This window comes from uncultured Mailhella sp., from assembly GCF_905187505.1.
Taxonomy (GTDB): Bacteria; Desulfobacterota; Desulfovibrionia; order Desulfovibrionales; family Desulfovibrionaceae; genus Mailhella.
In genome coordinates this window covers 1-19,945 of the sequence record NZ_CAJJIC010000020.1, presented here as the reverse complement: position 1 = coordinate 19,945, position 19,945 = coordinate 1, and the positions used below count along the sequence as shown (strand labels likewise).

13 protein-coding genes are annotated in these 19,945 nt (G+C 59.1%); all 13 read right to left on the bottom strand.

The genetic code is table 11. From position 1 onward, the window contains the following. Positions 1 to 27 precede the first annotated feature (27 nt). The gene (locus tag QZZ60_RS03695; RefSeq protein ID WP_295637965.1) at positions 28 to 3,324 is read right to left on the bottom strand and encodes a type VI secretion protein IcmF/TssM N-terminal domain-containing protein; all 3,297 of its coding nucleotides are present in this window, start codon (positions 3,322 to 3,324) and stop codon (positions 28 to 30) included. A gap of 45 nt (positions 3,325 to 3,369) precedes the next feature. Continuing rightward, entirely contained in the window at positions 3,370 to 4,110 is a 741-nt protein-coding gene (locus QZZ60_RS03690; RefSeq protein WP_295637962.1) for a DotU family type IV/VI secretion system protein, read from the bottom strand. 3 nt (positions 4,111 to 4,113) lie between these two features. Continuing rightward, a complete protein-coding gene (gene tssK, locus QZZ60_RS03685) occupies positions 4,114 to 5,499 on the bottom strand; it encodes a type VI secretion system baseplate subunit TssK (protein WP_295637960.1) in 1,386 nt (461 codons plus the stop codon). Beyond that, a complete protein-coding gene (gene tssJ / locus QZZ60_RS03680; RefSeq protein ID WP_295637958.1) occupies positions 5,489 to 6,109 on the bottom strand; it encodes a type VI secretion system lipoprotein TssJ in 621 nt (206 codons plus the stop codon). The genes tssK and tssJ overlap by 11 nt, the downstream gene beginning before the upstream one ends. Then, complete coding sequence (locus tag QZZ60_RS03675) at positions 6,102 to 6,500, bottom strand: DUF4150 domain-containing protein (protein WP_295637955.1); 399 nt, start codon at positions 6,498 to 6,500, stop codon at positions 6,102 to 6,104. Before QZZ60_RS03675 ends, tssJ begins: the two co-directional genes overlap by 8 nt. Before the next feature lie 2 nt (positions 6,501 to 6,502). Further along, entirely contained in the window at positions 6,503 to 7,135 is a 633-nt protein-coding gene (locus tag QZZ60_RS03670; RefSeq protein ID WP_295637953.1) for a DUF3540 domain-containing protein, read from the bottom strand. Positions 7,136 to 7,150: 15 nt separating this feature from the next. Continuing rightward, a complete protein-coding gene (locus QZZ60_RS03665; protein ID WP_295637951.1) occupies positions 7,151 to 8,113 on the bottom strand; it encodes a pentapeptide repeat-containing protein in 963 nt (320 codons plus the stop codon). Then, positions 8,113 to 11,007: a DUF2169 domain-containing protein gene (locus QZZ60_RS03660; protein ID WP_295637948.1), complete on the bottom strand. Its 2,895-nt coding sequence runs from the start codon at positions 11,005 to 11,007 to the stop codon at positions 8,113 to 8,115. Before QZZ60_RS03660 ends, QZZ60_RS03665 begins: the two co-directional genes overlap by 1 nt. Positions 11,008 to 11,026: 19 nt before the next feature. Further along, positions 11,027 to 14,737, bottom strand: a complete 3,711-nt coding sequence (locus QZZ60_RS03655) for a type VI secretion system Vgr family protein (protein WP_295637946.1) — start codon at positions 14,735 to 14,737, stop codon at positions 11,027 to 11,029. Between the two features lies 1 nt (position 14,738). Further along, on the bottom strand, positions 14,739 to 15,704 hold the full coding sequence (gene tssG, locus QZZ60_RS03650; RefSeq protein WP_295637943.1) for a type VI secretion system baseplate subunit TssG: 966 nt from the start codon (positions 15,702 to 15,704) through the stop codon (positions 14,739 to 14,741). Further along, on the bottom strand, positions 15,704 to 17,413 hold the full coding sequence (tssF, locus tag QZZ60_RS03645) for a type VI secretion system baseplate subunit TssF (RefSeq protein WP_295637940.1): 1,710 nt from the start codon (positions 17,411 to 17,413) through the stop codon (positions 15,704 to 15,706). Before tssF ends, tssG begins: the two co-directional genes overlap by 1 nt. Positions 17,414 to 18,187: 774 nt before the next feature. Beyond that, the gene (locus tag QZZ60_RS03640) at positions 18,188 to 18,934 is read right to left on the bottom strand and encodes a hypothetical protein (protein ID WP_295637937.1); all 747 of its coding nucleotides are present in this window, start codon (positions 18,932 to 18,934) and stop codon (positions 18,188 to 18,190) included. Between the two features lie 394 nt (positions 18,935 to 19,328). Continuing rightward, positions 19,329 to 19,945: LysR family transcriptional regulator substrate-binding protein (locus QZZ60_RS03635; RefSeq protein WP_295637934.1), on the bottom strand; the 617-nt coding region annotated here is incomplete at its 5' end.

Genomic DNA, 19,945 nt, shown 5'->3' with positions numbered 1-19,945 from the left:
AAAAGATTTCGTAATGAGTTCATGCCGTCACCATACATAGGTTATGCGGTCGGGAAGTTCGGGAGGCAGGTTCTCCGTGTGCCGGAGAACGTCGGCAACGTTGTCCGGCAGAATGCGTACGGTGATCTGACGGATGTTCGCCTCTTTCATGTCCGCCGCTTCGTCGGGGAAGTCCTCGGGGCCGAACACGCGTTCTCCGTAGGCAAAATCCTGCAGGAATTCGGGGAAGGACGCGTAGCTGCGCCGGAGCGTGAAGGCGGGAAAGCGCAGCTCCAGCGTGGCTCCGCCGCAATCTTCTGCGGAATACTGGAATTTTTCATCCCGCGGATAGTTGCGGTTGACGAGACGGTTTTCCCGTCCCCGGCACTGGAGCGTGAGCTCTGTGGAGTCCGGACGCACTTTCGCATCCACGTTGACGAGCGTGGGCTGAGAGCGGAGCAGGACGTAAAACGTATCCTTCGGCGGATCGGCGGCGATGATTTCGGCCCGGGAGAGCGTGCTGAGAAAGTCCGTGGTGAAGGGGAACGTGAGTCTGCCCCAGCGGGCCGCGACAAGTTCCCTGTCCTGCCTTGTGAGGAAGGGCTTCAGCTTGTCGCTGACGAAGGTCTGCACCACGCCTTCGCTGCCGAAGAGCGCTTCCACGTCGTCCTGCCTGTAGAGCGCCGCCGGACTGCTCAGCACGCCGCTTTCCCATTCCTGCTGGAGCATGCGCGCCGCCTGTACCGTGGTTCCCTGGGCGATGAAGTCGAGCATGCCGCGCAGAAGAGTCCGGGCAGGAGAGGCGGCGCCGTCGCGGAACACGCGGAAGGCCTCGGTGAAGTCCTTTTCCGCCTCCGTGTACGGACTGTTTTCCGGCTTTTCCGTGCCGCGCGTGGCATAGTGCACGGCGGCAAGCTCCAGCGACTTCGACGGACTGGCAAGCGTGTGCAGAAGATCCACGATCTTGTCGAGATACTGATGCAGGTGTTCCGAGGACAGCAGCAGTTCTCTGAGCTGACCGGCATCCTGCGTTTCGGCCCGAAGACGCTGGAGAAGCTGCGGCGAGGTGCCTACCACGGACAGCAGCGCCTTCCAGTGGGAGCCCTTTACGCCGTTCTTGTGCTGTATGAGAGAAACTTCGGCCATGGCGTCCGTAAGCCAGAACCGGGATATCCAGGCGGGCGTGTTTTTGGCGTCGCGCATGGGGGCAAGCTCCGAAGCCATGGCGTGGAGAAGGCGCATGTGCGGCACGTCCATGATGTCCGTGACGTCCGCGTAGGCGCTGAACACGTCGCCCTGCTGCACCTTGAGCCCCTCTTCGCTGAAGGATTCCGCGAAGTTCTGCCACAGACCGGCATAGCGTTTGAAGTAGGCGTCGAGAAGAACGGAAAGCTCCTGATGCAGCGTCTGATTGTTGCCGGCAATGTATTCCAGGTCCTGCACCGTGTCGCGGATGACGGCGTAGCCTGCGGCGGTATAGGCGGGAGGAATGCACAGATTGTCGCCGCTCGTGCTGCCGAGGTGCGGCCAGAACTGCGAGGTGCACACGGCCGATCCCGGCATGTTCCGGTTGACGTTTTCCACGACGAAGGTGTTGAGAAGGTTGCCTTCGCCCCGAGTGAAGGACAGCGTGAGCAGACTGCGCAGATTCTGCGAGAGCACGTCGAGCTGTTCGCCGTCCGGCGTCCAGTTCAGGGCGTTGATGATGAGCTGTCCCATGACGGGGCTCCAGCGTTCCCGGTCGCTTTTCGTGACGGGAAAGGCCGCCTGTGTTTCCAGCGGCAGACGGCCGTAGGCGACCCTGTCGGAAATGGCCGAGCACAGCCAGATGAGTTCCCGGAACACGTCCATTTCCGCGTCGTCGTCCCTGGCGGAGGACGGGCGGGTGAGGAAGCTCTGGAAGCTGCTCAGCATGGGACTCATGATGCCGGAGTTCACCTGCACGACGAAGTGCGCCTTGACCTTCTGTTCGACGCGCAGCAGCATGTCCCCTCCGAGGGAGGGCAGGAACCAAGACTTGCGGGCCTGCTCGAGCCGTCTGGCGTACAGCATTTCCTTATACAGCCTGTTGTAGGTGTCGTCGTGCGAGACATCGGCCATGTCGGAGGCGGCTTCCACGGTCAGCACATGGTGCTGATAGACGGTGTTGACGGCAAAAAGGCCGCAGATGAACAGCATGAGGGTCAGCCATGCCGTCATGAGCACCACCTTCGTGGAGGCATAGAAAGGCAGGCCGCCGCTCAGAGAGGCCGGCTGCGTCGAGGCAGGCAGCACGCGGGAGAGTATGCCGCTCAGGAATTTCGTCCTTCCGTCTTCTGCGGAAGGCGACGGACAGAAGAAGACGCCGCGAAGGATCGGCGTCACCTGATGTGCCACCTCGCGGGTCAGCCCTTCAAGAACCAGTTCCAGTTTTTCCCCGAAGAGACGCAGTTCCCGGACGGCCCTCAGCATGTCGCCGTGGGGCAGGTCGCCTGCGGCTGCGGCGGCGCGAACGGCGTTTTCCAGCGTCGAGGCAGCCGAATCGGCGCAGCGGCGTCCGACTTCCCCTTCCGCGTCCGCAGTCAGAAGGCCGAGAGGCCGGTCGAGCGTGGCGGAAGGCACGACGGACATCACGTCGTTCATGCCGGGCAGGCTTTCCAGATCCTGAACAAGGACGTACACGGGATAGCGCCTGCTCAGACTCAGCATGACCTGCTGTGCACGGGAGCGCAGACGCTGGCCGAGAAGGGCAAGCTCCTCGTCGGAGCGCTTTTCAAGATCGCTCAGCGAAAGCAGAACGATCATGCCGCGCAGAGGCATCCGGCGTTTGTTCCGGGCCAGCGAGGCCAGAAGTTCTTCCCAGTCCTGATCTTTTCCTTCGGAGGCCTGACAGTGCAGCAGCACCGTCTGCGAGAGAAAATGCCAGTAGAGCGGGGATCCTTCCTGCCGGGGAACGGCATTGCCGAAGCTTCGGAACAGCGGCGAGATGCTCCCGGTTTCGTCAAGAGTCAGAAACCATGGCTGACTGTACTGCATTCGCTGATGGAAGCGCAGCGGCGATTTCATCAGCATGTCCATGCCCGTCTGCCACGCCTCGGTCATGCGCCCGACGGAAGAGGAGCCGCCTTCCTCCATGTTCGCCTGCTCGTCCATGATCTTGCGGACGAAGCGGCGTTTGTCGCGCCAGCGGTACAGCGCGCGCACGCCGAAGAAGGCCAGCACCAGGCCGAGCACGCCGAGCAGCAGCACTCCTCCTGTGGCGAGAGGCCATTTCATCCACCATGAAAGCGCGGTCAGCAGGACGAAGGCCGCCGCCAGAAGCAGCAGCCAGATAAGCCATATAAGCACCTTACCCAGAAAACGCATCGAAAAGCCTCTGTTCATCCCGCTTCGGACGGGTCACCATGAGAATTAAAAGCCCTTGACGGGAATGTTGGAAAGAATGTCGGCGCAGTACAGGCCGAACGCGGCCACAACGACGAGAGGAACGAGCACATAGGCGGCCGGTTCCAGAACATGACGCAGGTCCCGGCGTTCGGCGAGAGCCGGGGCCGGGGCTTTTAGAGGGCGATCCTTCATGGAAATGAGATCCCAGCATGCCTTGCGTACCCGGGAGAGCGTTTCCGGACGGCCGTACAGGCGTCCCTGAAAGCCGTAGAGCAGGCACAGGGCAAAGACACGCAGCACGTCCGCTCCCGGAGCGGAGGGAGCCGCTCTGCACGCTGCTTCCAGACGCGCGGCGATGTCGTCCGTTCCTCCTTCCCCGTCCTCCTCGTCCGCAGCGATTCCCATGTCGTCGAGAAGTCCGGTGAGACGCGTGAAGAAAAGCTGACCGCCTTCGGTGGTGTGAAAGTACCGGCACTGGAGACTGAGAGGCATCCATGACATGGCGTCGGGGCGCGGAGAATGGAGCATGACCTCGTCCGCCCAGGCGTATACGGCAAGGCGGCACATCTCAAGCTCCCGTCTGCGGACGTCGGAAAAGTCGGGCAGCGTGTCGTTGGCGGAAAGCGGCACGGCTGACCGTTCCTGCTCCGCAGTCTCCACCAGACGGCGCTGAATTTCCTCAAGCGGCAGCGCAAGGCCTTCCGCCGAGCCGGAGCAGTGCAGCGCCTCGCTCATGAGGGGAGAAAAACGTTCCATAAGTTCCATGCGTCACCTCTGAATGACGGTAAGCTGCACGATGAGATCGTCCGGGCGCTCCGGCAGCATGAAGGACACCTCGCCGGTCTGCAGCACCTTCTGCCACAGCCCGTCGTTCTGATCTATCATGAAATACAGCGTGTCCTTTCGGCGCGGCAGACCGGCGGGAGGCTGTTCCACGCAGCTCAGCCGTATGCCGGGCAGCGCCTGACGGGTGATGGCCGCCATGTCCGACGAGGGCGCGAGCTTGCCGAGAGTCTGGACGCGGCGGGCGAGGTTTTCCTGATGGGAGGTGCGCAGCAGAAGCCAGTAGGCATAGCTGTTGCTGCGTGCGCTCTGGGGCATGGCGGTGCCGAGAACGTCCGGCTGCCGGAGAGGTTCCAGCAGAAACGTGTAGGCAGGGCCTATGACGAGCGTGTTCACCAGGCGGGAAATGATGTTGGATGCGGCGTTCAGGCAGTCGAACAGGCTTTCGTGGTCGTAGGCGGGCAGCGCGCGGGTTCCCTGCGGCGTTTCGCCCAGAGGAGACAGCGTGGCGGAGAATACGGAAAGCTCGCCGACCAGACGGCACAGGCTTCTGTAGACCGGCCATGGATGTATGGAGGGTGCGGCAAGATACTGGTCGAGTTCCGGAGCGTTGCGGCTGAGAACGCCGAGAATGCTGAAGAGCGTGATGCCGTGCAGGGAGGAAACGCCGGAAATGCCCGTGTCTCCCGCAATGATCTTGTATTCTTCAAGCTGCTTGCTGCGGGAAAGCAGGGTGTCTCTGACGTCCCGCACCAGACGGTGAAGGGCGGGCACGGCGTTCAGGTCCACGCAGGCGGGGGCGAAGGTAGGGTCGGGGCGTATGTGCTCTCCGTCCCTGACGAGCCGCGCTATGGGCATCTGCCATACGTTCCTTCTCTCTTCCGTGTCGAAGAAGAGACGAAGATTGTAGCGGAGCGTCTGCACTTCCGAACGCGGGCCGTCGCCGTACAGATCGGGAATCTGATCGGGCGTGAGAGGCGCGGAAAAGCGCATGGTCTCGGAAATGGTTCCGGGATCGTCGGTGCGGGCCACGTTGCCGCCCATCTCCCGGAATTCGGCCAGCCCCAGAAAGACCGTGAGAGGCGCTTCCGGGTTCGTCCACACGTCGCGGAAGGCCCGCGCGGGCAGCGTGGCGTTTCCGGGAAGCACCACCCATTCGCCGGAAGGCAGAAGCAGTTCCAGGGAGACTATCTCAAAGACGCCGTTGTCGAGAGCCGTTTCGTTGACGGACAGGCGACGGACGCCCCAGAGGTAGGGATTGAGCAGCGACAGGGCGGCGGAGAGACTGCGCGCGGCCTGAAGGTGTTCCAGTTGAAAATGCTGCGGCTGCAAAAAGACGCCGTGCTCCCAGAAAAGGGGACTATCGTACACGTTCCACTCCTGAAATGCTGACGGATTCCGCACCAAGGCGGACCAGTGCCTGAAGATTCGCGGCACTGTAGAGTCTGGTTCTGAACAAAAGGCCCTTCGTCTCCTCATGCACGGGAAAGGGCAGTACCGAGGAGCACAGCTCGGGACGCAGGTGGGCGTATCCGGCCACCACGGCCAGATAGCGGGCGCCTTCCATGCGGTCTGCGGCAACGTCGAGCGTGGATCCGGGCTGGATGTGATACACGCGGCTGCTCAGCGCATCGGCCTTCTGCAGGTCGCCGTCCAGCAGCGTGTCTATGCCTCTGGGCGAAGCGGCCAGCGCCGAAAAGGCGGAACAGTCCTTGAGCTGATACACGCAGATGGTCAGCCCCAGCGCCGTGTCCTTTTCCCTGTTGAGGTCGGAAGATGCCTCTATGCGGAAGCGGATGCCGTCCTTTTCCTGATTCCACACGATGTCGGCAGGGTTCTCGACGGGCGAGGGAGGAGGCGGCAGCGTGCTTTTGTCCCCACCGCCGCATCCTGCCGTGGACGCTGCAAGAAAAAGCAGGCAGAGAAGACCTGCCGGCAACGGTCGCAGAAGCCTGCGGCTCTGGCGTGAAGAATTAGTCAATCTGCACCTTCGATTGCGCGGCCATGCTGCACATGCCGGTCGTGTTGCCGTCGTTGTGCTTGGTGGTCGCGCCCTGGGAAACGGCGGCCTTGCCTTCGAGGGTCACCTTGGCGGAGCCCTTGATGAATTCGCCCTTGCCGATGAACTTGGACGACGCCACGCCGCCCATGTTCCCGGCTTCGTCGCCGTTCGATATGGTGGTCTGCGACTTGACGTGCAGCGCCGGAGAGCCCGCGATGAACACCTTGGAACAGGCCGTGTTCGGCGTGACCATGTTGCACTGGAAGATGTTGACGTAGGGAACGGGCGTCGTGCCGGTGGGCGATGGCGTCTTGCATACGTCCGGCGGCGTGCTCATGCACGTTCCGCCCTGAAGCGTCAGCGCAAACATGGTTAGCCTACCTTGATGTGTTCGGCGTCGAGATCCATCTGTCCCTTCGCCCGTATGTCCGCGTTTTCCGAACGGACGCGCAGCGTCGTGCGGCTGTCCATACGCACTCTGCCCGCTCTGCGTTCCGCCAGATCGTCGACGTTTTCCTTCAGGCTTCCGTAGCGGGAGGAGCGGCGGACGATGTTTTCCGCCAGTTTGTGGGCAACGGTCTGCATGACGGCAAAGCCCTGCAGAAGCACCTGCCCGCCGAAGGCCAGCAGACGGGAGCGTATTTCCATGCGTTTTCCTTCCAGCTTCACGTCATCGCCGCGAAGCGTGAGCGACGAGGCGTCGAGTCCGGCGCGCCCGGCCTGAATGTTCAGCTCTTCGGCGCGCAGCGTGGTGCGCTCCGGCAGATGAAGCTCGGCCTCTTTTCCGTGACGCTGAAGCACGCTCAAAACCCAGGCTTCTCCCGAGTCCAGCAGCGCCACAAGCACCCGGTCGCCCCTTTGGGGCGCAAGCAGGCAGCTTTCGGCGCGCACGGCCCTGAGAAGACCCGATTCTCCGGCAATCAGCAGATCGTCGCCGCGGCAGGTCTGCACGGTGCCGGAAACAAGGCGGTTGCCCGTAACGTCCAGGGGAAGTGCGTATCCCATAGTTTCCTTCTTTGGTTAAAGCGACGGCTTGAAAGATTCCGCCCGAAGCAGTGCCGGGTCCGTTTTCCGTGCGGAGGAAAGATCCGCTCCCGACATGTCCGCACGCGCAAGGTCCGCGGCGTGCAGATTGGCCAGGGGCAGTCTTGCTCCTGAAAAGCGGGCGAATTCCGCCGTAACGTGGGAGAGATCCGCCATGGTCAGGTCGGCGCCGGAAAAGTCGGCTCCCGACAGATCGGCGCCGGCAAGCCCCGCCTTCGGCAAGGATACCCCGGCAAGGCCGGCAAGCGCAAGACGGCTTTCTTCCAGATGTGCTTCGGCAAGATCCGATCCGGAAAAGCGGCATCGGGAAAGGTCGCTGCCCGTAAGTCCCGCCCTTGCCAGACGACAGCGCAGGAAGCTGGAGCCGGACAGATCCGTCTGCATGGCGATAAGCTGCGTCAGGTCGTCGTCTTCGCAGATGATGCCCTGAGCACGACAATGCTGCAAGGTGAGAAGATGCGCCTTCACGCGGACAAGGCGCAGGCCGGAAAGCTCGCAGTTCAGGCACTGCGTCATGGTCAGGTCGGCGTCCTCAAAGTGGGGCAGCGCCGAAAGCCCGCGCAGCGTGGCCTGGGAGAGCGTCACCCGGGGCCAGCGCACGTCGGTGAGAACGGTTTCGAGAATAAGCGCCCGTTCAAGATTCGCTCCGCCAAGATCCGCATGGTTGAGCACGGCCCGTATGAGCGAAACGTGCTTCATGTCGGCGTTTTGCAGGCTGACGTTTTCAAGGCGCGCTTCTTCAAATGCGGCATCCGTCAGATCGGCGTCATCGAAGAGGCAGTTCAGAATTTCGGCACGGGTGAAGTCGCAGGAGGCGAGCCTTGCGCCGTTAAAGCGGCAGTTTTCAAGGTGCGCGTCCGCAAAGGAGCGTTCCGAAAGATCCTGACCGCTGAAGTCGAGGCCCTGAATCATGGTTTTGTCAGGCTGTGTGTTTTCCATCAGGCCTCCCTGCGCGCCGCAAGCACCGTGGCGGTGCAGTCGGCCCTGTCGAAGTTCGTGCCCGCATCCGTGCGTATGCGGTACATGTCCACGCCGTAGAGATTCGAGCCGGAAAGATCAGCATGTTCGAGACAGGCTTCCCGCAGGGAGCCGCGGAACAGATTCATGCCGTGCATGTCGGCGCCGCGCAGGCAGGTGCGGGAAAAGTCACCGTTTCGGATATCCGCGCCGCGCAAAGACGCGCCGGAAAGATCGCAGTCCGTGAACATGCATCCGGCGGCACTCACCTGCGTGAGCGTGCAGCCTGCGGCCTTCACGTCCGTCCATACGCCGCCTTTCAGCGAGCTTCCGGCAACATCGCTCTGTTCCATGCTTGTGCCGTAGCAGAAGGTGGTTCCTTCCAGACGGGCGGAACGGAAGCTCGAGCCGTCGAGCACGGAGTTGTGCACGTCCGCCCCGGAGAGATCCGCCCCGTCAAAGACGGACTTTCGCAGATTGCAGAAGCGCAGGCGTGCGTCGGCAAGCGAGGCATTTGCGGCGTTCAGCCCTTCCGCCGCGGTTTCCATGAATGACGCCCCGGCCAGCGACGCCCCGGCAAGAGTGGCTCCGGCCAGCGACGCCTTTCCAAAATCCGCATCCGGTGCGCTCATGGCGGAAAGATCGGCCCCGTCGAGATGCGAACCGGCAAAGGAGGCTTCCGGGGCCGAGGCGCCCGCAAGCGAGGCCCCGGCAAGGTCTGCGCCCGCAAGGGAGCAGCCGGAAAGATTCGCCCCGGCAAGGTCCGCGCCGGAAAGAGCGCAGCCGTCCAGCCGGGAACCGGAAAGGTTCGCCTCCCTCAGCACCGTTTTTGTCATGTCCTGCCCGGAAAGGTCCAGCCCCGAAAGGTCCGCACCCGCCAGAGAGAGCCCGGCAAGGCTTCCGCCGCCGGCAAGCAGCAGAAGCACGGAGCTTCTGTCCTGCGCGGTGTTTTCTCCGGGCTTTTCTTCTTCTTCCGTGTCTTTCTCGTCGGATGGCGGCGTCTGCGGAGAAGACGCGGGTTCGGCGTCTTCAGAATTTTCTTCGGAAAGAGGGGCGGCGGGCTCGTCCGACGGCATGGCTTCGCTGTCTTCCTTCGCCTCGTCGCCATCGTTCAGACCGGCCTCGTCAAGCATGCGGCGGAAGGCATCGATGTGTTCGGATACGGAGCCCTCGGGAAATCCCGCCGCCTTTTCCAGTTTTCCGGCAAAGGCAGAAAGCTCGTTCAGGTCGGAAGGGATTTCGCCGTCGAGCATGGTCAGAAATCGCGCGGCTGCGGCTGGTTCCATGCCCGCCTGCACCAGCAGGGCTGCGGTGTCGTCTGCCGGGGTCGCCCCCAGCTTCTTCATGAGCGCCTCTTCGCCCCCCGGGCCACGAAGGCTCAGAAGATCCTTCATGCCCTGCTGTATTTCTTCGGAAGGCTGCATCAGGGCAGAGAAGGAGGCGACATAGGCATCCACGGCGCTCTGCCACGAAGCGGCGTCGCTGAAATCTTCGGGATTGGGCTGCTCCATGTCCAGTACGCTGTTCACCGCCTGTATGCGCTGTTCGGGCACGCCTGCCTGTCTCAGAATATCGGAAAGTTCCGGAAGGGTTTTTTCGGCCTCATCCTGCACGGCCTGTATGTCTGCCGCCATGGACGTAAGCCGTGCCTTGGTTTCGGCAATCTGCTCCTCAGTCATCGGGGCAAGTCCGATTTCCGTCAGCGCTTGGTTGATGTCGTCGAGAGAGTCGTCGAAACTGGAAACAAGAGCGGCGCTTATGTCAGATGCCTTGAGAGTCTCTTCAGAAGAAGGTTCCGCATCGTCCTTGTCGGCAGGCTCTGCCTTGATGTCGTCATGACCGTTTTGTGAAGCGGCACCGTTTTTTTTCCCGGAAGAGGAGTCGGCGCTTTTTGTCGCCTCTTCCGCCGTGAAGGAGGCGCTGACGGCCGCGGCTGCCGGTGCCGTGAAGGAGGCTTCAGCAGGCTTTTCGTCGGGCGGTACGGCGATATCGCCGGGGGACGCTTCATCTGTCGAATCTTCCGGCTCCAGAACCAGACGGACCTGCGCTATGTCGGAGGCCTTTTCATCGGCACAGGGCGTCATGGCATGCCACAGAACAATGCCCGTAAGCTGATTGGGGAACAGCCAGACGGTGTCGGCCGCTATGGCGTGTTCACTCCAGGCGCCGTTTCGTTCCAGAAAAAGACGTACCTTTTTACCGGGCAGGGAGGTGGCAATACGGGTATGCTCGGGATGCAGCGAGGTAAGTTCCACCGTCTCGTCGCCCCGTATGCCTTCCGGTAGACGCTGGGCGGGCTGGGCGAGATTGAAGAAGCTCCAGTCGAAGTCGTCGGGCACGCCGGGCCAGCGGCTCTTGAGCCATGCGCCGTCGTAGGTGCCCATGCTTTTCATGCGGCAGGGCCAGGCTCCCCGGGGACCGGGACAGGCCGGAGCCCCGAAGGGCAGGGCGGAGTCGGCAACAGGCGCACGGGAAAACTGCGCCGGTGGAAGACCGGCGGGATTTTCTTCCGGCGTACCCCAGGTATTTGCCCAGATAAGAGGCATGGAGGCAAAGGGTTCTTCATCCGTTACCAGCAGGCGGCGGGACGAGGATCCCACGCGCATGTCGACCACAAGGCCCGGCACAGTTGTTCCTGCCGGGGCGCAGGCGTTTGCGGCAAGCAGCCATTCCGCCTGTTTCTTGGGCAGTCCCGTGTCCATGCAGTCGCCGGGGGCGAGCGCCTGCATGGCGGCGGCGAAGGCCGCGTCGGCGGCAAGCAGTTTTCCCGTGAGAAGGTCGAAGCCGAATCCTGCGGTGAAGCACTGATGCAGATTCCCCCGCCACTCAAACGGCTGTGATGAAAGATTCAGCGTGTCCGGTTTGTCGATGGTCATGGCAGATGTCTTTTGCCGGTCATTCCGGCTTGGCGGCAGAGTCTTTGGTGGTGTCGGAGGACAGTTTTTTGTCCAACGCGTCGATGCGCTCGTTCAGCTTGTCCAGCGCGTTTTTGATGGAGGATTCCGCATCCTTTACGCTGGCGGCTACCTGACTTGCCATGACTTTGATGGCACCCCCGATTTCCAGCACGCCGCTGTTCGAACCCTGGATCTTGCCTTTTTGCATGACTACGCCGGCAACCTCCACCTTGTTGCCTTTAATGCTGATGTCATCCTCGCCTGCTATGGATATGGTTTTCCCTGTAATGGCCATGGTATCTTTGGTGAGGAAGACTTGGCTGTCCTTGGCCTTCATGGCTGCCCAGTCGTCATCCAGATAGACGAGAGAATTCTCTTTGTGATTGAGGGAGATGAACTCCTTCTCGATGGAAAGGCCGATGGTATTCGTGTGCTTGGCTCCGTAATCAGAGTTGACAGACACCCTTACTACGGCATTGTCCATAGGATTTTCCAAAGCAATTTTATCCCGGGTCATGGTCAGGGTAGAGGCCTTGGAGCCGGATCTTGCCACAAACGTATTGTCGTAGAAGAAATGGTTGTCGGCAAGGTCTGCCTTGTTGTCTGCTTTGCTGTATTGTAGCGGTGCACAGAAGGCCAGATAGGGCGTGCCTCCCGGAGCAATGGTGGTAAAAGGAGCTCCTTCATTTTGGAAAAAGGTATTGATGTCTTTTGCCATGAAGTCGCCGCTTATGCCCTTGATGCCCCATTTGTCGACGTCTTTGCTGCCATTTTTCACCTGACTGGCACTGTGTATCTCATTGACGAGCTCGTCCATCGTCATGGGAGAGCCGGCCTGCTTGGTCTCATTATATTCGGCGACTGGGCCTGTATGCAGAAGTATGCCCTGATCTGAATGCTGGCTGATGGCGGTTTTTGCGTTCAAGTTGATGTTTTTCTCTGCGGTTAGAGAAATGCCGCCGACATCAGTCGGCGTCTTGCTGTGATTGATGAGAAGAACGATAGTGGCCGTCAGTTCCGGAAGCAGCGTACTGAGATTGGAAATGGCCAGCTTGCGTATGGCGTCCTGCTTGGCACAGGTATAATATTTTTTATTGGTCTCGGTATCGTTGCAGTAGACATTCCACTGGGTGTCGAGATTGGTTTTATCCGTCTTCCATTTGGCAATGCGGTCCAGATACGGCTTCGGAACTGCAGATATGACGGAACTCATGTCGTTATTGACTTCTTCAAAGCATCCAGAAGGATCAGTATCGACCTTGCCCCGTATCGAGCCTATGCCTGTATCTTTGTCTGAGCTGTATTTATTTGCATAGGTGCCTGCATCAACTTCCATAATATCGTCCATACATCTCTTGATACTTTCGATGAATTCCTTTTTTTTATTATCTTTATCGTCAGTGGCATTTTCAAAAGCTGCTTTTTTGGCCGATAATTCATTTTGATCCTGAGTAAGTTTCTTCAAAATTGTGCTATATTTTTTTTGTTCCTCGGATATAATTTTGGACATATCTGAAGATATGTCGGAATAATAGGCGCATGGTACCGTTTTATAGTTTTTTCGTATCTCGCCCTGGTCTTTGTCATAGCTGCCTTTATAGGTGTTCTCATCGGCACTGATAAGATCATCCATGCAGGTTTCCATGCAGGAAAGATACTTGTTTTTGGCATGGGCATTGGTGGAACCGGATATTTTGAGGCCGGTATTGGCTGTATCCAGGCCGAAGGTGGCGATGCGGGATACCAGCCAGGTGACCACATAGCCCAGCAGCTCCCCTCGGCTGGGAAATACCTGAAGTTTGGTAGAGGCTTTTTTGCTTGATGAGTTGACGATGACGCCATAGTCATCCGGGGAGTTGGATATGGCACTCTTGAGGTCCGAGCCCATGGAAATGAGCACACCGGCCAGTTTCGAACCTTCGGCCCCCCATTTCAGTCCCTCGTATTCACTGCGGCTGCTGAATTTTTCGGAAAGGGAATCCATGATTTTTCCCGAAGAGCTGAGAATCTTGGGCAGCAGGGAAAGAGCCAGTTCCATCCCGGACTTGCCGCAACTGGCGCTTTGGGAGACCTTATAGCCTGTGGCCGTACTTTTGCATATGCTGGCCACTTCCGCCGAGGCGATGCTTGCCGTGGAAAGAGAGGTATCCGTGGTGGAGGTGGAGCTGTCGAGCGAACCGGATGTCATGGTCAGGCCGTTTCCCGATGCGGAAAGCAGGGAAATGCCCTGATGCGTGTCGGTATCGTTGATGGTGATCTGATTGCCGCCCGGTGTGCGTATGCCGGAAAAATTGTTGTTTCCCGATCCGGTAATGGTGCCGGTTTCGCCGTTGGGCAGCGCGCCGGTGATGACCGGCCTGTCGGGATTGCCGTCGATGAAGCTTACAATGACTTCCACGCCTGGCAGAAGGGGAAGGCTCATGCCGGAATCCTTGCCCACATGAGGCTGGGCCATGCGTATCCAGCAGGAGGCATTGCCGTTCTTTCTTTGTGAAATATCAAAGGGAAACAGCAATTTGTAGCGTCCATACTCGTCTATTTCCGCCCGCGCTCCGCTGCCGGCGCCGTCTACGAAAGCGCGGATCACACCGGAAACTTTTGCCCTCGGTGCTTTTCGTTCCGGTCGGTAGGGAACGTCCGATTCTATGCAGGAAAACGTGTTGTGATAGAACAGGTGATCTTTGGCGCCGTGCATGGGTATGCCGAGGCCGAGGCTCAGAAAGGCTTCCTGACCGCCTTCGTGGGTGATGCTCGTGACAAGATAGTCACGGTTGAAGGCCGGATTGTAGTGTCTGTTCAGGGTGAAGACCACACCGGGCCTCAGAGTCGGAACGGAACCTGTGCCGGTAAAGATGCGGCTGCGGCAGATGAGCTCTTCCGAGCGGATGGAGGCGATGCGTTCCGCTTCGGCGTCGCTTTCCACGTTTTCGTTGGTAAGGTATACGTCTCCCATGCCCGTGGCTGACACTTCCGCCGTGCCGACGACTACCTTTCTGGGATTTTTCCAGTCATAGCTGCGTACGATCACCTGATGAGGAAGCGGGGTCTGGGCCAGGGAAAAGGAAGATATCACCTCTTCCCGCTTGTTGTTTTCCAGCCCCGTGGTGGGAGAGTAGAAAAGCGTTGCAGACGAAGCGTCATGCGACTGGGGCGTGTCGGCAAAGATGACGGTATCGCCTTTCGGAGAGAAATAGAAATACGCGCCCTGTTCCTCCATGCGCCACAGAATGTAGTTGTAGACGCTCTCCTCGTACTGCATGGAGAATTCCGGAGAAGGGTAGTTTCTCATCAGGCGGAACTCGTAGGGAATGAGAAAGAACTGCTGCCCTGAAAGCAGACTGCGCGTCACGTCCTGGATGTCCTGATTCAGAAATATGGAGCTTTGTACCACCTGGGTCAGCTTCCAGAAGGCCGGACGCAGCTCCACCGTGTAGTAGGCGTAGCCGTTGAAGTAGCCGCCCTGTTCCACGCGGGCCGGATAGCCGGAAAAAACGGCGTCAGGCGCGTCTTCACGCAGAATGGTGAAGGTCGCCGGGGCGCTCAGCAGCGCTGCCGTATCCACGGCGACGTTGCTGCTGACCAGGTCTATGGTGAAGCTGAACAGAGTATTGAGGCCTTCCGTTCCGGTAAAGCGGACGACATGAAAGGTGTCCTCCGGCAGATTCTGTGATACGAAACGAAACCATTCGGTATAACGGCTGTCCTGCATGTTATTCCTCGTAGAATGCGCGATAGGACCGGTTCCAGAATACGGTCACGGCGGGACACGTTTCGGGAGAACCGAGATAAAAACCCATGTTGGTATTTATGCCGAGCGAGCGCGGCGGCACGGGATCTGAAGACGGATGAAGCACCAGATCATATTCCAGCGGAGTGTCGAGATAGCGCCGTATATGCTCGTGCAGAGCGGTATATCCGGCGTTTCCGGGAAGAAAATACCGCATGTCCCTGGCGCTCACCGAATGCAGATGAAGGCGGAACTTGCCCGTGCTGTCCCGCACCTGTGAGCCGAGCACGGCGTTTTCACCGAGCACGGCATTGGCCTCGCCCAGGCGGCAGCGCTGGATGCGGGGGATGTTGACGCGTCGTTCCACGCACTGCTGCACTTCCACGTCCGAGCGTCCGAGCACATGGGAAAGATAGTTTTCCAGCTGGGCGGCGGAACGGGAACGGTGGGTCAGAAGCTCCGTGAGTACCGCCTGCGGCAGTCCCGGTTCGCGCAGCGAGGGTGCCGCCTGCCCCATGAGGCAGAACTGAATATGCGCGGGAACAGGCCTGCGGCTTTCCACGGTGCGGCGTTCCAGCCGGTTGTGATGCTCGGCCGCATAAAGCAGGTGATAGAGATGGTTGTTGATGATGTCGAGAAAGTCGCGGGCTATGCTTTCGTCGCGTCTGGCATCGTCGAGCAGCTCTTCCGTGTAGAACGTAGGCAGCGGCCCCATGGTGCTGTAGAGGCCGAAGCCCGTGGCCGTGAGGGAAAAGCGGGGAGTGGTCTCACGTTCCTCGCATTCCAGAAGCTCGCTTGGAGGAAAGGCCAGAGAAAGCCATGGCCTGACATACACGTTCCCCTGGATGAAGGCGTCCCATTCCGCCAGAGTTCCGGCATGCGTGAAGCCGATGAGCCGCAGAGCCTGCCCGAGGGTGAAGCGCTGAGGCTCAGCTTTGAGCCGCTCCATCAGATCAGCTGCTTGTCGCCCAGTCTCGGAGGCCATTCTCGGAGTTTCCCCGTGCCGGCTATGCTGAGAATCAGCCGGGAATAATTGTTGATGCTCGTGAATTCCGTGAAGAATCTGTCCAGAGCATTGGCAAAAAGATACATGTCGCCGTCGGAGACGAAGCCGAAGGGGTCAAGTTCCAGATACAGAGCCCGTCCGCGCAAAAGCCTTCCTCTGAACAGCTGCTCCTCGCCTTGAGAGGAAAACTGCTTGATGGACATGCAGCGGCGCATGTCGGCGGCGGCCAGTTCCGGTGCGGCCGCAGTTTCGGGAACATACAGTTCCAGCAGGGAGCGCAGGGCGTCGGCAGAGGCCAGGGAAAGCAGATTCGTGTTGAGATGCGACAAAAAGCGCCACTGCAGACTTTCATTCTGCGGCCGGGGCAGCATGGGCGCGGGAGCTATGATATTGGTGAAGCTGGCCTGGGCGGGCGAGCTGTCCGTGGGGCGGCAGATATCGCCCATCCTGAGACTGCCGGGCAGGGTGTGATTGCAGCAGATGAGCTCCATGGACAGAGTGTACTTCTCGAGCGAGCCTGAGCCGAAGCGGTACAGCGGCATGAGAAGGTGCTCGGTGCGTCCCTCCTTTTCCGAGGAACGGAAACGCACACTGTAAAGCAGCCCCTTGTTGTCGGAATGATAGGCTTCGTAGGGCATACATGGCAGTATGCGCCCGCCGGGCATTCTGGCCGACGCCGTGCCTATGCTGAAGATTTCCAGAAAGCGCCGTTCCCCGTCCTGCGGGTGTATGAGGTATTCTTCCTGCGTATGGTCGATGACCAGAGGATCGGCGGGAACGCGGAAGACGTTGGCCGCAGGCACCACGTTGAGGGTGAGGCTGCCTTCCGGAAACTCCGGCAGATCGGCATTGTTCCTGAAGCAGAAAATCAGCCTGAACTCGTTAAGCGATTCGGAGAAGGAAAGCTGGTCGAGCTGTGATAGGCGCACGAACAGAAGCTGTTCCGGAAAATGAAAATATCTGAGCAGTTCCATGTAGGAACGGTTCGTTCTTCTTCCTGCAGGAAGACGAATGTCGTCGAGCGGCAGGGTGGGATAGCTTACGCAGGAGGCAGGCAGGGTGCGCCTGCCCGTACCCAGAACGATATCCATATGGTCAAGCTCGGTGAGCAGCGCCAGAAGACGCTGAGACGCTGCGGCATACTCGCCGGAAAGGTGCAGCAGCAGCCCGTCGCCGAGAAAGGTGCGCAGAGGGGCACGGCTTTTGAACCTTACTTCCACCCTGTTGCGGGCACGCTGCATATCGTGACGGATCGACACGATTTCCAGCGGCAGCACGCGCAGATCATGCGTGGTGCTGTAGATGCAGGAAACGCCGTCCACCGGATTGGACGCCACCTGCGTTCCCTTTTCCACGTCGAGCGGCTCGGCAAAGCCTGGCTGAAGCGTAAAGCGGATGAGCGTTGTGGAGGGGATGGGAAGAATGGCCTGGGGAAATACCAGACGCAGAAGCGACTGCACAAGGTCGGGGGCCGTCTGATCGAGGCGTTCATGAATCTTGCCGCACAGGTAGGCCGTTCCTTCCAGAATGCGTTCCACGTCGGGATCGCCGCCCTGCGTCAGGAGCATGGGAGCAATGGCGGGATGCTGCAGGGCAAAGGCGTTCGCCCCTTCCCTCAGCATCTTGAGCTGTTCCTTGTAGTATCTGTCCACAAGCCGTCCTTTTCCCGCACGGTGCGGGCGGTGTTGCCTGTTTTCGTCCCTGACGCTTTTCGTGCAGAAGACGGTCGGGCCTTTTTCTGCGGAGACGTGACTTCCCGCTCTGCGTCCTTTGTTCCGCCTGCCCGCACCGGGGCAGAGCCTCGTCAGCTCCGGTTCAGAGAATGTCGAGAGGACGGCGTAAATTCATCACGACAGAGAGCGTTTTCACAGCGACGGCGATTTGTCGGACAGGAACGGTCGTCTTATGGTCCGTCGCGCTCCATTGCATGGCGTCTCCTTCAATGCCGACGTTGAGTGTACTGACATTCCTGGAAAATGGGAAGGGGAGGCGGCAGATCCGCAAGGCGGAACGTTATTGGACCAAAGGATGAATCAAGGTGATTCCGCCCGTGCAGAATGTACTATCCGGACGGGTTGCATGCACGGCGACAATGCAGGAAGGAGTTTTTGGGGAAGGGCCGGTCTTGAAACGACCATGAGAGAATGTTTATGAAGCTGCCGCCGCTTGGTTGCCGCAGAGAGGGGCCCCGCAATGGTCGGGCTGTTCGACTGTGCGTGTTGCCCGTGAAAAAAGACGGCGCTGCTCCGACCCGTCGGACGTGCACCCGTTCCGTCTCGACAGAAAAACGGCAGTTTCGGCGTCCAGTCTTCATGTCTCGCGCCTGTCGTCGCCGATGCTGATCGCTCAGGATGATGTCGTCTGTCCGTGGTTCCGGCCTTGCCGCATACGGTTGAGCCATGCTGCCGAAGGTCGTCACTGGCCGGTCATCGTTTCTGGTCGGACAGGGAACGCTGCCTGTTCTGCCCGACTCCGGTGGACGGCATGCGGTGCTGCAAGGGGGCGTGGAGAAAGAGCGCCGCGTGTTTTTTCCATGCATGCGCAAGGCAAGCTGGGACGTTTGTTCCCCACAGAAAAAGAAAGAAGATGGCCGTGTAGTCCAGCAGGAAAAGCGTGGTGCTTTCGCTCCACAGCATGAAGGAGCTCTGCATGGTCAGAGGGAAAATCAGCTCGTTCCGGAAGAAGGCGTGCAGACCGTACATTGCGAATGCAAGGCTCAGGCCGGAGGAGGCAAGGCGATGGCCGTTCGGGCGGGGAAGGGGGAAAAGGCGTGCCGCCGCGGCGCGGAACCTTTTGTCGTACATGCCGAGGTGAACGGCCGCAAGAATGAAGCTCCAGTGGGCGCAGAAGACGTGCACGGTTCTGAAGAAAAGTTCTCCCCGGAAGCCGGCAAAGGCGAACAGCGTTCGTGAAATGGGCACGGCGCTTGCCAGCGTGCCGAGCATGAACAGGATGAGCATCGCGTTCAGCATGAGTCTGACGAGCCGGACGGCATTGTACCGCCCCCTGAACAGTGTCTTGTACCATGCGCGGTTCAGCCATGCGTGCAGCAGCAGGGCGGCGGCCAGACAAGCTCCCAGCCATTCGTGTGCGGCGTTGCCCGTGTGAGGGGCGGCCATGAGCAGAAGAAACAGAATCAGCAGAAGAACGTCCGTGACGGATTTTGCGGTCATGTTCATTGTCCGGGCTCCATGGCGGGCTCGACGGTAAAGAAAACCGCATCGGGAAGACGCGGCATGGATGCATCGGCCCATCGGAAAGGGATTCTTTTCTCTAGGCTCAGCATAGTGGAGAGGAAGGGGGAGAATGAAGATGCATTCTTGGCAAAAATTTGCCTGATCGTATCACTCCCTCTGGACTTTCGGCACGGACGGAGGCGAAAGGGGCGGGCGATAGAAAGGCAGAGCTTCAGGGCTTTGGGAAGCATGAAAAAAAGCTTCCCGGAGGACGGGGAGCAGGAAAGGAGAGAGCCTGGGACTTCAGCGCCGGGAGGTGTCAGATGCGCATCCGTTCTGATTTGACGCCTTCCGGGAGGTTCGTGGAGAAGGTCGTTCCCGTCTGACATGCTCAGGAAATGGAACTTGTCGTATTTTGTATGTAATTTTCCATGTAATGACTTTTCAACATTTCAATGAAGTATTCTTCCTCCGGGAAAAGAGTTCCCTTTCTTGTAAGATATCCACTGACTATGCCCATATATTCCTTTATCGGAAGGAGCGTTATTTTTTTGAACTTGTCTATATAGGTATTCATGAGTTCATTTAAAAACATATCATAGACGAATCCTACGCCGATATTGTTGACGATGCTGTCGAGAAAAATTCCATAGGATGACGTTTCAAGAAAAATATTAGGACGTGATGACGTGTAGCATTTAAGCATGGTGTCAAGAATGCCGCCGTCGAAGGTCGAGGGCGCATGCAGAATGACAGGATACTGAAGGATGGTTTTTACAGGAATGACCTTTTGTTTGGAAAGCGGATGACTGTTGCTCACGCATAATAAGAACTTTCCGGAAAAAAGCCTGTTGAAATCAAACGTTTCATCAATGAACGAACCATATATGACGCGTTCTTCCGTACTTGGAAAATTTACAAGCGATATGAACGGCGTTGATGTGTCTATGGATGAAATTTCTTTTGTGTCTATTTCTGTAACGTGTATTTTTATATTTGGATATGCTG

Coding starts and splice junctions, on each gene's coding strand:
- QZZ60_RS03660 (WP_295637948.1), bottom strand. CDS start 11,007: ATGACCATCGACAAACCGGACACGCTGAATCTTTCATCACAGCCGTTT.
- tssG (WP_295637943.1), bottom strand. CDS start 15,704: ATGGAGCGGCTCAAAGCTGAGCCTCAGCGCTTCACCCTCGGGCAGGCT.
- QZZ60_RS03665 (WP_295637951.1), bottom strand. CDS start 8,113: ATGGAAAACACACAGCCTGACAAAACCATGATTCAGGGCCTCGACTTC.
- QZZ60_RS03655 (WP_295637946.1), bottom strand. CDS start 14,737: ATGCAGGACAGCCGTTATACCGAATGGTTTCGTTTCGTATCACAGAAT.
- QZZ60_RS03670 (WP_295637953.1), bottom strand. CDS start 7,135: ATGGGATACGCACTTCCCCTGGACGTTACGGGCAACCGCCTTGTTTCC.
- QZZ60_RS03690 (WP_295637962.1), bottom strand. CDS start 4,110: ATGGAACTTATGGAACGTTTTTCTCCCCTCATGAGCGAGGCGCTGCAC.
- QZZ60_RS03675 (WP_295637955.1), bottom strand. CDS start 6,500: ATGTTTGCGCTGACGCTTCAGGGCGGAACGTGCATGAGCACGCCGCCG.
- QZZ60_RS03640 (WP_295637937.1), bottom strand. CDS start 18,934: ATGACCGCAAAATCCGTCACGGACGTTCTTCTGCTGATTCTGTTTCTT.
- QZZ60_RS03695 (WP_295637965.1), bottom strand. CDS start 3,324: ATGCGTTTTCTGGGTAAGGTGCTTATATGGCTTATCTGGCTGCTGCTT.